Source organism: Agromyces neolithicus, assembly GCF_039529735.1.
GTDB lineage: Bacteria > Actinomycetota > Actinomycetes > Actinomycetales > Microbacteriaceae > Agromyces > Agromyces neolithicus.
Window position 1 is genome coordinate 318,349 of the sequence record NZ_BAAANJ010000002.1, and the last position, 12,920, is coordinate 331,268.

Consider the following 12,920-nt stretch of genomic DNA (forward strand, 5'->3'; position numbering starts at 1 on the left):
ACCCCTGAGCGACTCCGTCGTGCGGAGTTCTCCACAGCGTCACCAGCTGACGTGGAGCGCCTTGCCCTCCTCGTAGCCGGCGGCCGACTGGATGCCGACGAGCGCGCGGTCGCGGAACTCCTCGATCGAGCGCGCCCCCGCATACGTGAACGAGCTGCGCACACCCGAGGTGATCATGTCGAGCAGGTCCTCGATCGACGGGCGCAGCGGGTCGAGGTAGATCGACGACGACGAGATGCCCTCGGCGAACAGCTCCTTGCGGGCGAGCTCGTAGGGCGAGAGCCGGTCGAACCGCTCGCGCACCGCCTTCGTCGATGCCATGCCCCAGCTCTCCTTGAAGAGGCGTCCGGATGCATCGTGTCGCAGCGTTCCCGGAGCCTCGATGGTTCCCGCGAACCACGATCCGATCATCACGGACGCCGCCCCCGCAGCGAGCGCGAGGGCGACGTCGCGCGGGTAGCGCACTCCCCCGTCGGCCCAAACCTTCGCACCGAGCTCGCGTGCTGCGTCTGCCGTCTCGAGCACGGCAGAGAACTGGGGGCGCCCGACCGCGGTCATCATGCGGGTCGTGCACATGGCGCCGGGGCCGACGCCCACCTTCAGCACATCGGCGCCCGCCCCGACGAGGTCGGCCACCGCGTCGGCGGTGACGATGTTGCCCGCGACGATCGGCACGCCGAGGCCGAGGTCGCGCACGATCGAGACGGCCCGGATCATGCCCTCTTGATGGCCGTGCGCCGTGTCGATCACGAGCATGTCGACGCCGGCCGACGCGAGCGCCTGCGCCTTCGCGGCGACGTCGCCGTTGATGCCGATGGCGGCGGCGACCCGCAGGCGCCCCGACGCGTCGACGTTCGGCTCGTAGATCGTGCCACGCAGCGCGCTGCGCCGGCTCAGGGTGCCGACGACCCGCCCGTGCTCGAGCACGGGGGCGAACTCGAGGCCGGCATCGACCATGAGGTCGAAGGCCCGTCGCGGGGAGTCGACGTCGTCGGCATCGAGTGAGGCCATTCCGCCGTGCACCAGGTCGCCCAGCCGCGCGTCGGGCAGTGCCGTCGCGAGACGCGTCGCGGCGAGGCATCCGACATATCGATCGCCGGCATCGAGCAGCACGATGCCGTGTCCGTCGAACGGCGGCAGCACTGCCAGCGCGTCGGCGACGGTGGCGTCTGGGCCGAACGAGTGGGGGATGTCGAACCGCGGCGACTGCGACTTCACCCAGCGGATCGACTCGGCCAGGTCTTGCAGGTGCAGGTCTTGCGGCAGTACGCCGAGGCCGCCGCGCCGGGCGAGGGTCGCCGCGAGGCGGGGTCCGGTGATGGAGTTCATGTTGGCCGAGACGATGGGCACGGTGGCGCCCGAACCATCGTCGGGAGCGAGCGACACATCGAGTCGACTGGTCACGGCCGACCGACTCGGAACGAGGAACACGTCGGAGTACGTGAGATCGTGGCTGGGGGTCGTCCGGTAGAACTCCATGGGCCTCACGCTACCGCCCACCGGTGCCATGAGCACCCGCGCGGGGGTTAGGCTTGTCGGGGCGATCCGGTGCCCGTCGTGCGCACCGATCCGATCGCCGAAGCAGGTGATCCAGCATCAACGGAGAGAGTGGGCGAGAGGCTGTGTCGAGCCAATTGACCGGAGCGGGAGCCGACGAAACGGCGTCGGGCGAATACGGGGCCAACGAATGGCTCGTCGACGAGATGTACGCCAAGTTCCTCGCCGATCCCGACTCGGTCGACAAGTCGTGGTGGCCAGTGCTCGAGCAGTACGGTCGACAGCCCGGGCAGGCGGCCGGGTCCGGTGCTCCCGCCGCCCAGGCTCCTGAAGCGGCCGATGTCCCGGCGCCCGAGCAGCCCGCGGCGCCGGCCGAGCCCGCGGCTGAGACGCCCGCCCCTGCCGAGGCCGCCGCGCCTGCGGCGCCTGCCACCGCGCCGATTCCGGTGATCGGGCAGACCCCGGCGGCACGCACCACTTCGGTGGCGCCCCGCACGACTCCCGTGCCGGCCGACGTGCCGATCACCAGTCCGCAGCCCGTCATCGCCGACGCCCCCCGTGAAGACGAGGTCGTGCCGCTGCGCGGCCTGCCGAAGACTCTCGCCGCGAACATGGACGCGTCGCTGACGGTACCCACGGCGACGAGCGTTCGCACCATCCCGGCCAAGCTCATGATCGACAACCGCATCGTGATCAACAACCACCTGCGTCGCTCGCGCGGTGGCAAGGTGTCGTTCACGCACCTCATCGGGTGGGCGCTCATCCAGGCGCTCAAGGACTTCCCGAGCCAGAACGTCTTCTACGCCGAACCCGACGGCAAGCCGAGCATCGTCAAGCCGGCGCACATCGGCCTCGGCATCGCGATCGACCTGCCCAAGCCCGACGGCACCCGGGCCCTCCTCGTCCCCGCCATCAAGCGCGCCGAGACGATGAACTTCAACGAGTACCTGGTCGCCTACGAAGACCTGGTGCAGCGCGCTCGCAAGAACAAGCTCACCGCCGACGACTTCTCGGGCGCGACGATCTCGCTGACCAACCCCGGCGGCATCGGCACCGTGCACTCGGTGCCGCGGCTCATGAAGGGCCAGGGCTGCATCATCGGCGCCGGCGCCCTCGAGTACCCGGCCGAGTTCCAGGGCTCCTCCGAGAAGACCCTCGCGAACCTCGCGATCGGCAAGACCATCACGCTCACCTCGACCTACGACCATCGGGTCATTCAGGGTGCGGGCTCGGGTGAGTTCCTCAAGAAGGTGCACGAGCTGCTCATCGGCCAGCGGCGCTTCTACGAGGACATCTTCGCCGAGCTGCGCCTGCCCTACGAACCCATCCGATGGGCCCCCGACATCTCGGTCGACATTGCGAGCGCCATCGACAAGACGGCCCGGGTGCAGGAGCTCATCAACTCGTTCCGGGTACGCGGCCACATGATGGCCGACACCGACCCGCTCGAGTACACGCAGCGCTCGCACCCCGACCTCGACATCGCGAGCCACGGCCTCACGTTCTGGGACCTCGACCGCGAGTTCGTCACGGGCGGCTTCGGCGACAAGCGCACCATGCTGCTGCGCGACATCCTCGGCATCCTGCGCGACTCGTACTGCCGCACGATCGGCATCGAGTACATGCACATCCAAGATCCGGTGCAGCGCAAGTGGATCCAGAACGAGGTCGAGCGCAGCTACGAGAAGCCCACGCACGACGAGCAGATGCGCATCCTCGGCAAGCTCAACGAGGCCGAGGCGTTCGAAACCTTCCTGCAGACCAAGTACGTCGGCCAGAAGCGCTTCAGCCTCGAGGGCGGCGAGTCGGTCATTCCGCTGCTCGACGAGATCCTGCAGGGCGCGGCGAAGCAGGGCCTCGACGAGGTCGCCATCGGCATGGCGCACCGCGGCCGGCTCAACGTGCTCACCAACATCGCCGGCAAGACCTATGGCCAGGTGTTCCGCGAGTTCGAGGGCACCCAAGAGCCGAAGGCCTTCTCCGGCTCGGGCGACGTCAAGTACCACCTCGGAACCGAGGGCACCTTCACGGCAGACGACGGGCACCAGATCCCCGTCTCCCTCGCCGCGAACCCGTCGCACCTCGAGGCCGTCGACGGCGTGCTCGAGGGCATCGTGCGCGCCAAGCAAGACCGCAAGCCCATCGGCACGTTCTCGATCCTGCCGATCCTCGTGCACGGCGACGCCGCCATGGCCGGCCAGGGCGTCGTGCTCGAGACGATGCAGATGTCGCAGCTGCGCGGGTACCGCACCGGCGGCACCGTGCACGTCGTCGTGAACAACCAGGTCGGCTTCACCACCGTGCCGGGCGACGCCCGCTCGTCGATCTACTCGACCGATGTCGCGAAGACGATTCAAGCCCCGATCTTCCACGTGAACGGCGACGACCCCGAGGCGGTCGTTCGCGTCGCCGAGCTCGCGTTCCGGTACCGCCAGGAGTTCAAGCGCGACGTCGTCATCGACCTCGTCTGCTTCCGCCGTCGCGGCCACAACGAGGGTGACGACCCCTCGATGACCCAGCCGCTCATGTACAACCTCATCGAGGCCAAGCGCTCGGTGCGAAAGCTGTACACCGAGGCGCTCGTCGGCCGCGGCGACATCACCGAAGAAGAGTACGAAGAGGCGCACCGCGATTTCCAAGACCGGCTCGAGCGCGCCTTCGCCGAGACGCATGCGGTGCAGACCGGTGCAATCACCGTGGTCGGCGCGACCGAGAGCTCGCATGAGCCCGAGACCGCCACCGGCGAGCTCGACACCACCGGTGTCGCGCTCGAGGTCGTGCACACCATCGGCGACGCCTTCGACAACAAGCCCGCCGGGTTCACGGTGCACCCCAAGATCCAGCAATTGCTCACCAAGCGCCGCGACATGAGCCGCAACGGCAAGATCGATTGGGGCTTCGGCGAGCTGCTCGCACTCGGCTCGCTGCTGCTCGAGGGCACCCCGGTGCGGTTCGCCGGCCAAGACGCCCGCCGTGGCACGTTCGTGCAGCGGCACGCCGTGCTGCACGACCGCGTGAACGGCCAGGAGTGGCTGCCGCTGCAGTACCTCGCCGACAACCAGGCCCGCTTCTGGATCTACGACTCCCTGCTCTCCGAGTACGCGGCGATGGGCTTCGAGTACGGCTACTCGGTCGAACGGGCTGACGCGCTCGTGCTGTGGGAGGCGCAGTTCGGCGATTTCGCGAACGGCGCGCAGACCATCGTCGACGAGTTCATCTCATCGGCCGAGCAGAAGTGGGGCCAGCGTTCGAGCGTCGTTCTGCTGCTCCCGCACGGCTACGAGGGACAGGGACCCGACCACTCGAGCGGCCGCATCGAGCGCTACCTGCAGATGTGCGCCGAGAACAACATGACCGTGGCTCGCCCGTCGACGCCCGCGTCGTACTTCCATCTGCTGCGCCGCCAGGCATACGCACGACCGCGCCGGCCCCTCGTGGTGTTCACCCCCAAGGCGATGCTGCGGCTGCGCGGCGCGACGAGCGAGGTGGCCGACTTCACGAACGGCAAGTTCGAGCCGGTGCTCGACGACCCGCGCATCACCGACCGGTCGGCGGTCAAGCGCGTGGTGTTCGTGTCGGGCAAGATCTACTACGACCTGATCAACGAGCTCGACAAGCAGCAGAACACCGAGGTCGCCGTGGTGCGCCTCGAGCAGCTCTACCCGCTGCCGGCGGTCGAGCTCAAGGCGATCGCCGAGGCCTACCCCGACGCAGAGCTCATGTGGGCGCAGGAAGAGCCCGAGAACCAGGGCGCTTGGCCGTACTTCATCATCGAGACGAACAAGCTCGGCCCCCGTCGGGTCGAAGTCGTCGCCCGCGAGTCCGCAGCGGCGACGGCGACCGGGTCGGCCAAGCGACACGCCTCCGAGCAGGCCGAGCTCATTCGGCGCGCGATCACGCTCTGACCTGCAGCGCACGAAGCGAGCGGATGCCCCGGGCATCCGCTCGCTTCGTCGTTGCGGCCGCGCTACCGCCGACCGCGTGCCAACCTGCTCGGCCACCAGATCGTTCGGCCGATGTCGTACGACAGGGCGGGAATGAGCAGCGACCGCACGATGACGGTGTCGAGGATGACGCCGAACGCGACGATGAACGCGATCTGCGCGAGGAACAGGATCGGCAGCACTCCGAGCGCGGCGAACGTCGCAGCCAGCACGATGCCGGCCGACGTGATGACTCCACCCGTGGCGATGAGGCCGCGCACGATTCCCGCCCGCGTGCCGTGCGTGCGCGCCTCCTCGCGCACGCGCGTCATCAGGAAGATGTTGTAGTCGACGCCGAGGGCGACGAGGAACACGAAGCCGTAGAGCGGCACGGTGGGGTCGGCACCGGGAAAGTCGAGCACGCCGTTGAACACGAGCGCCGAGACGCCCAGCGCGGCCCCGAACGACAGCACCACGCTCGCGACGAGCAGCAGGGGCGCCACGAGTGAGCGCAACAGCACGATCAGGATGAGCAGGATCACTGCGAGCACGAGCGGCATCACGAGGTTGCGGTCGTGCACCGCGGCGGCGGCCGTGTCGAGCGCGATCGCCGATGTTCCGCCCACCAGCACGTCGCCATCGATCGAGGCGAGCGATGCCCGCAGCTCGGTGACGGTCGCCTCGGCCTCGAGCGAGTCGCCCGCCGAGTCGAGGGTCGCCTGCAGCAGCACCTGACCGTCGCGCACAGTGGGATCGGCGGCCGGTGCCCCGGGAATCGCCGACGGCGCGACGCCCTCGGCGGTGACCGCGAGCGAACCGCCCGGAGCGTCGGCGGCGACCACGGTGACCCCGATCACTGCGTCGGCGGCGAGCAGCACGTCGGCGGTCTCGTCGAACCGGGCTTCGGGCGCGACCACGAGCACCGGCGTGCCCGAGCCTGCCGGGAAGTGGTCGCCGAGCACCTGCTGGCCGTCGCGGGCTTCAGAGGCGCCGAGCACGAACTCGCTCTGGCTCACCCCGTCGGCGTTCAGCTGGGTGAGCCCGAGCGCCATCACACCGAGCACGAGGGTCGAGGTGATCCACACCATGCGGGGCCGCTTCGCCACGAGCCTGCCGACCGCCGGCCAGAGGCCGCGCGTCGGGGCATCCGGTACCTCGTCGGCGGTTTCGCCGCGCACCGTGACCCGACGCGGCCAGAAGGCGACCCGGCCGGCCCAGAGCATCAACGCCGGCAGCAGCGTGAGCGCGGCGAGCACCGCGCAGACGATGCCGATCGCCGCGACCGGGCCGAGCGCCTTGTTCGAGTTGAGCTCGCTGACGAGCAGCATGAGCAGGCCGGCGACGACCGTGCCGCCCGAGGCGACGATCGGTTCCCAGGCCCCGCGCAGCGCGGCCCAGGTCGCATTCCACTTGCGTTCATGGGTTGCGAGCGCTTCACGGTAGCGGGCGATGTAGAGCAGTGAGTAGTCGGTGGCCGCCCCGATCACGAGGATGAAGAGGATGCCCTGTGTCTGACCGGTGAGCAGCACGACACCGGCCTTCGCGAGCGCGACCGCGACGAGCACCGCCACCGTGAGCGCGGCCATGCTCGTGCCGAGCACGATCAGCGGCAGCAGGGGTGAGCGATACACGACGATGAGGATGATGAAGACGGCGGCGAGCGCGACCAGCAGCAGCAGACCGTCGATGCCCGTGAACGCGCCGGCGATGTCGGCGGCGAGCCCTGCCGGGCCGGTGACGGCCACCGTCAGATCCGAGGCCCATGGCTCGTCGAACGCGGCTGCGAGGTCGGCGCGCAGGTCGGCGACGACCGCGCTCGCCTTGACGCCCGCGTCGATCGACACGAACAGCTCGACGGCCTGGCCGTCGTCTGAGACGATCGCCGGCGACACACCATCGGCGACGACGCCGTCGACGGCCTGCAGCGAGTTCGCCGCCGCAGCGATGCCCTCGAGCTGTGCGTCGGTCAGTGACGAGGCGGCGCCGTCGTGCGCGACCGACTCGACGACCACGATCGCGGGGACGACCTCGTCGCCCCGGAATCCGGCCGCGATCTCCTGCACGCGCGTCGCCTCGGACTCGGCGGGGAGGAACTGCGCCTGGTCGTTGGTCGAGACCGCCGAGACCTGGCCGAACGCGGAACCGCCGGCACCGAACAGCGCGAGCCACACGAGGATGAGCGCTGCGGGTATGACGATGCGAAGCCACGTCGGCACGCGGCGCCCCGCCGGGCCGGGCCGGGTGGGTTCGGTTCGGGAGGGTTCGGTTCGGTCTGGTTCGGTTCGGGCAGGAGATTCGATCACACCGTCGACGCTACGGATGCCATCGAGTCAAGCGCATCGAACGAACGATTGAATACGGTCAAGCGTCGAAGCGCGCCGACCGCGCGATCAGGCGGTGGTGTGTGTCGACTGGTACACGCGCAGCTTGGTGAGCACCTGCACGCGCAACTCTTCGGGGGCGCTCTCGCGGCATGCGCGCTGCACGACCTCGGTGATGGCGACACCGACGCGCAATTCGGCCTGGCAGTCGGCGCAGTTCGCGACGTGCTCACGGATGTCGGCGGCCTCATCGCCGCGCAACTCGTTGTGCAGGTACTCCTCGAGCTCAGCCCGGGCCTTCTCGCAGCCGCAGTCGGTCATTTCGCGCTCCTCGCGGGTTTCGGTGCCTTCTCGGCCGCAGCGAACCCCTGTTCGCGGGCGTAGTCGGCAAGGGATTCGCGAAGCAGTCGCCGGCCACGGTGCAGGCGACTCATCACGGTTCCGATGGGGGTGTTCATCATGTCGGCGATCTCTTGATACGAGAAGCCCTCGACGTCGGCGAAGTACACGGCGAGCCGGAAGTCTTCGGGCAGGGCCTGCAGTGCGTCTTTCACGGCGCTGTCGGGCAGGTGGTCGATGGCCTCGGCCTCGGCTGAGCGACTCGACCGGGCGGTCGTGGACTCGGCGCCGCCGAGCTGCCAGTCCTCGAGCTCGTCGATGGTGCCCTGATAGGGCTCGCGCTGCTTCTTGCGGTAGCTGTTGATGAAGGTGTTCGTGAGGATGCGGTACAGCCACGCCTTGAGGTTGGTGCCCTGGGTGAACTGTCCGAAGGCCGCGAACGCCTTGACGAACGTCTCTTGCACCAGGTCCTGCGCGTCCGAGGGGTTCTTCGTCATGCGAAGGGCTGCGGCGTAGAGTTGGTCGATGAACGGCAGCGCCTGCTCTTCGAAGAGTTCGCCGATGGGCCGAGCCTCGTTGGTCGTCTCGGTGTCGGTCGGCGTGGTGTCGGTCTCGTCGGCAGTCATCACTGGCCATCCTAGATCGTCGACCTTCGCACCCACCGGGCGTTCGAGTACCGCAAGCGACACGCGCACCACTCTCCTTCCGCGTCCCTGACGCTACTGTTGATAACCGATGCTGATTTCGAAGTATTCCGAGCCCGAATTCGATCCGTACGGTGATGCGAGGCAGACCGAGACGGATGACGGGTGGCGCGCCCCGCTCGCGGCGTCGAAGTTGTCCGCGGTACTGTCGCTTCCCGGGTCGAAGTCGCTCACGAATCGAGAGCTCGTGCTGGCCGCCCTCGCCGACTCGCCGTCGACCCTGCACGCCCCGCTCTGGTCGCGCGACAGCGAGCTCATGATCGACGGGCTGCGGTCGCTCGGCACCGGCTTCGAGCGCGTTCCCGGCTCGGGCGGGTTCGGCGACGACCTGCGGGTCACGCCGGCCGGCGAACTGCTCGGCTCGACCACGATCGACTGCGGCCTCGCCGGCACGGTCATGCGCTTCCTGCCGCCGGTCGCGGCACTTGCGCTCGGCCCCACGACGTTCGACGGCGACGAGTATGCCAGGCGCCGCCCCATGGCCGGCGTGATCCACGGGCTGCAGGGGCTCGGCGTCGACCTCGACGACGACCGTCGCGGCACCCTGCCGTTCACCGTGCACGGCACCGGCTCGGTCGGCGGTGGCGAGCTCGAGATCGACGCGTCGGCCTCGAGCCAGTTCGTCTCGGCCCTGCTGCTCTCGGCGCCGCGCTTCGAGCGCGGCCTCGACCTGCGACATGCGGGCGACCGACTGCCGAGCCTCCCCCACATCGAGATGACCATCGCGACGCTCACGGCGCGGGGCGTCGAGGTCGATAACCCCGAGACCGGGCGCTGGATCGTCGCTCCCGGCCCGATCCGCGGCATCGACGTCGACATCGAACCCGACCTCTCGAACGCAGCGCCGTTCCTCGTCGCCGCACTGGTGGCCGGGGGTTCGGTGACCATCACGGGCTGGCCGTCCGAGACCACGCAGGTCGGCGCACAGCTCATCGACCTCCTCCCGAAATTCGGCGCCCGCGTAGAGCATGACGGCGACCGCCTCACCGTGCACGCCCCTTCGTCGGCGACGGCCGAGGGCCGGGGCATCCGCGGCGTTCATCTCGACCTCTCCGAGGCCGGCGAACTCGCACCCAACCTGGTCGCGCTCGCGGCGTTCGCCGACGAGCCCTCGACCATCACGGGCATCGGCCACATCCGCCACCACGAGACCGACCGGCTCGCCGCCCTCGCCGCCGAGCTCAACGGGCTCGGCGGGCGAGTCACCGAGCTCGACGACGGGCTGCGCATCGAGCCGGCGCCGCTGCACGGCGGGCCGTGGCGCGCCTATGCCGACCACCGCATGGCGACGACCGGCGCGATCGTCGGGCTCGCCGTTCCCGGCGTGATCGTCGACGATATCGCCACGACCGGCAAGACCCTTCCGCAGTTCACCGCGCTCTGGGAGCAGCTGCTGGCATGACCTGGTGGAGCGCCGACGACGACGAGGACGACGAGCCCGAGTTCGACGAATCCGATGTCCGCGTGCGCCCCAACCGGCGCGGCAGCAGGCCGCGCACGAAGACCCGCCCTGAGCACGCCGACGCGGTCGAGGGCACGGTGCTCGGCGTCGATCGCGGCCGCTACACCGTGCTCGTCGACGAGGGTGGGCGCGACGAGCACGAGGTAACGGCCGCGCGGGCGAGCGAGCTGCGGCGCAAGTCGGTCGTCACCGGCGATCGCGTCGACCTCGTCGGAGACGTCTCGGGCGAGCCCGGGTCGCTCTCGCGCATCGTGCGAGTGGGCGAGCGGGCGAGCCTGCTGCGTCGCAGTGCCGACGACACCGATGAGGTCGAGCGGGTCATCGTGGCCAACGCCGACCAGATGCTCATCGTCGTGGCCGCCGCGAACCCTGAGCCGCGCATCCGGCTGATCGACCGCTACCTCGTCGCGGCATACGACGCGGGCATCGATCCGCTGCTGTGCATGACGAAGACCGACCTCGCCGATCCGAGCGAGTTCCTCGACAACTTCGCGGGGCTCGACCTCCCCGTGTTCCGATCGCGCACCGATGCGATGCCGCTCGACGAGATCGCCGACGCACTCGTCGGCCACCGCACCGTGCTGGTCGGGCACTCGGGCGTCGGCAAGTCGACCCTCGTGAATGCACTCGTGCCCGGCGCCGACCGCGCCACGGGCCGTGTCAACGTGGTCACCGGCCGAGGGCGCCACACCTCGTCATCGACGGTGTCCCTGCGCATCGAGCACCACGGGCGCACCGGCTGGGCGGTCGATACGCCCGGTGTTCGCTCGTTCGGGCTCGGCCACGTCGACCGCGCCAACATCCTCGCCGCGTTCACCGATCTCGCGCGTATCGCCGACGACTGCCCGCGCGGTTGCACGCACCTTCCCGCTTCGCCAGACTGCGCGATCAACGAGGCCGTCGATGCCGGCGAACTCGGTGCGACGGGCCGCGCGCGACTCGACTCGCTGCAGCGGTTGCTCACCACGTTCGCGGGCTGAGGCGACGGCGGCCCCAAGTCTGCCGCGACGGCACCGTGCGCAATTCAGGTCGGGAGGTGTGTCGCGCCCGATGGGCGCCGGTATGCGCCGGTGCCGACCGACGACACGCCGCTCCGCTCCTGAGTTGCGCACGCGGATCGTGCATTCCGCGCGGCGGCGGCACGGAGCATCCGCACATCGAAGCGTGCCTACGATGGGTGACATGACTGACGCACGACTCGCCCCGGGCGACCTCGCTCCCGACTTCACGCTCGACGACCAGGACGGCGCTCCCGTCACCCTCTCGTTGCTGCGCGGCACGAAGGTCGTGCTCTACTTCTACCCCGAGGCGATGACCCCCGGCTGCACCACCGAGGCGTGCGACTTCCGCGACAACCTCAACTCGTTCAAGAGTGCCGGCATCCGCGTCATCGGCGTGTCGAAAGACGATGTCGCCAAACTCAAGCGCTTCACCGACCGTGACCGCCTCAACTTCAGCGTGCTCTCCGACACCGACCTCGCCGTGCAGCGGGCATACGGGGTCTGGGGCGAGAAGATGCTCTATGGCAAGACCGTCGTGGGAGCCATCCGCTCGACGTTCGTCATCGGCGCCGACGGCCGCATCGAGAAGGCCATGTACAACGTGAAGGCCACAGGGCACGTCGCACGCGTGCGGCGCGAACTCGGACTCGACGCAGCCTGACGTCGGCAACGCCTGCCGCCGGCAACGCCTGCCGCCGCTCAGGCGGCGTCGGGTCGGTCTTCGGGCCGCGAATACGCGACCCGCACAGGAGTCCACAGCAGCAACCCGATCACGGTGACCGCAGGCACGAGGAGCGCCCAGCCGACATCGGCGCGGGCGAACAGGCCCTGGAAGGCGCCGACCGCTACAGACAGCTGCAGGATCTGCCACACGATCGCCGCCGCTCGCGCCCATGGGTCCCGTCGGAGCGACGCGATCGCCACCGCCCAGACCCAGATCGCACCGATCACGACGAGTGCGATGAGCGCGATCGCGGTGACGTACGACGAGGGTTCGAGCGAGACCAGGTCGACGACGAGCCATACGACGAGCGCGCTCACGATGGCGGCCTCGAAGAACAGCAGCACGCTCACGACGGCCAGCGCGGTGCGCACGCCGCCGAGGCGCGCGCCCGCGTTCGTCGATTCGGATGCCTCGGGGTGGGGCGATCGGGGTGCGCCGCCGTCATCGTGGGGGGCGTCGTCGCGTCGATTCACAGGGTTATCCCATACACGGCTATTGATTCGATCTCTCCGCTATGCGACCATTTATGAGGCCGAATTGATGCTCACAGGGTGGTGAGCCGATCAGTCATGATCCTACTTCCCGAGATTCGGCTTTCCCCCTGCAGCAGCCATTCATGGCAAGCGCCCACAGGCGTGTCTGCGATCGAAACCCGCAAGGAGCATCTACATGGATTGGCGCGACAAGGCCGCCTGCCTCACCGCAGACCCGGAACTCTTCTTCCCGGTCGGCAACACTGGTCCTGCCGTCGACCAGATCGAGAAGGCGAAGGCTGTCTGCGCCCGCTGCACGGTCACCGAGATCTGCCTGCAGTATGCCCTCGAGTCCGGTCAGGATTCGGGCGTCTGGGGTGGCCTCAGCGAAGACGAGCGCCGCGCCCTGAAGCGCCGCGCCGCGCGCGCCCGCCGCGCGGGCTGACTCCCGCCGCGCGGGCTGACTCCCGCCGCGC

General features: G+C 69.3%; 10 protein-coding genes. 5 read left to right on the forward strand and 5 right to left on the reverse strand.

Annotated features, from left to right (window positions below; translation table 11 throughout):
* Positions 1 to 39: 39 nt before the first annotated feature.
* Positions 40 to 1,479 carry a GMP reductase gene (gene guaB1, locus ABD164_RS04750; RefSeq protein WP_344293946.1) on the reverse strand — a complete coding sequence of 480 codons (1,440 nt, stop codon included), beginning with the start codon at positions 1,477 to 1,479 and terminating at the stop codon, positions 40 to 42.
* Positions 1,480 to 1,622: 143 nt separating this feature from the next.
* Here guaB1 and ABD164_RS04755 point away from each other — a divergent pair, with 143 nt between their 5' ends.
* A complete protein-coding gene (locus tag ABD164_RS04755) occupies positions 1,623 to 5,402 on the forward strand; it encodes a multifunctional oxoglutarate decarboxylase/oxoglutarate dehydrogenase thiamine pyrophosphate-binding subunit/dihydrolipoyllysine-residue succinyltransferase subunit (RefSeq protein WP_344293948.1) in 3,780 nt (1,259 codons plus the stop codon).
* A gap of 62 nt (positions 5,403 to 5,464) precedes the next feature.
* Here the strand turns inward: ABD164_RS04755 and ABD164_RS04760 are convergent, their stop codons facing one another.
* The 3 genes from ABD164_RS04760 to ABD164_RS04770 form a co-directional block, all read right to left on the reverse strand.
* Positions 5,465 to 7,636, reverse strand: a complete 2,172-nt coding sequence (locus tag ABD164_RS04760) for an MMPL family transporter (protein ID WP_344293950.1) — start codon at positions 7,634 to 7,636, stop codon at positions 5,465 to 5,467.
* Positions 7,637 to 7,810: 174 nt separating this feature from the next.
* The gene (locus ABD164_RS04765; RefSeq protein ID WP_344293952.1) at positions 7,811 to 8,062 is read right to left on the reverse strand and encodes a zf-HC2 domain-containing protein; all 252 of its coding nucleotides are present in this window, start codon (positions 8,060 to 8,062) and stop codon (positions 7,811 to 7,813) included.
* A complete protein-coding gene (locus ABD164_RS04770; RefSeq protein ID WP_344293954.1) occupies positions 8,059 to 8,706 on the reverse strand; it encodes a sigma-70 family RNA polymerase sigma factor in 648 nt (215 codons plus the stop codon). The genes ABD164_RS04765 and ABD164_RS04770 overlap by 4 nt, the downstream gene beginning before the upstream one ends.
* 109 nt (positions 8,707 to 8,815) lie before the next feature.
* Between ABD164_RS04770 and aroA the strand changes: the two genes are divergently transcribed.
* The 3 genes from aroA to bcp all read left to right on the forward strand — a co-directional run bounded on the left by aroA (position 8,816) and on the right by bcp (position 11,908).
* Positions 8,816 to 10,186 (forward strand): 3-phosphoshikimate 1-carboxyvinyltransferase, encoded by a 1,371-nt coding sequence (gene aroA, locus ABD164_RS04775; RefSeq protein WP_344293956.1) that lies wholly within the window; start codon positions 8,816 to 8,818, stop codon positions 10,184 to 10,186.
* Positions 10,183 to 11,226 carry a ribosome small subunit-dependent GTPase A gene (gene rsgA, locus ABD164_RS04780; RefSeq protein WP_344293958.1) on the forward strand — a complete coding sequence of 348 codons (1,044 nt, stop codon included), beginning with the start codon at positions 10,183 to 10,185 and terminating at the stop codon, positions 11,224 to 11,226. Before aroA ends, rsgA begins: the two co-directional genes overlap by 4 nt.
* Positions 11,227 to 11,428: 202 nt before the next feature.
* Positions 11,429 to 11,908 (forward strand): thioredoxin-dependent thiol peroxidase, encoded by a 480-nt coding sequence (gene bcp, locus ABD164_RS04785; RefSeq protein ID WP_344293960.1) that lies wholly within the window; start codon positions 11,429 to 11,431, stop codon positions 11,906 to 11,908.
* 38 nt (positions 11,909 to 11,946) lie between these two features.
* Here the strand turns inward: bcp and ABD164_RS04790 are convergent, their stop codons facing one another.
* Positions 11,947 to 12,444 (reverse strand): hypothetical protein, encoded by a 498-nt coding sequence (locus ABD164_RS04790; protein WP_344293962.1) that lies wholly within the window; start codon positions 12,442 to 12,444, stop codon positions 11,947 to 11,949.
* A 196-nt stretch (positions 12,445 to 12,640) separates the two neighbouring features.
* Between ABD164_RS04790 and ABD164_RS04795 the strand changes: the two genes are divergently transcribed.
* Positions 12,641 to 12,889 (forward strand): WhiB family transcriptional regulator, encoded by a 249-nt coding sequence (locus tag ABD164_RS04795; RefSeq protein ID WP_231048476.1) that lies wholly within the window; start codon positions 12,641 to 12,643, stop codon positions 12,887 to 12,889.
* Positions 12,890 to 12,920: the final 31 nt, after the last annotated feature.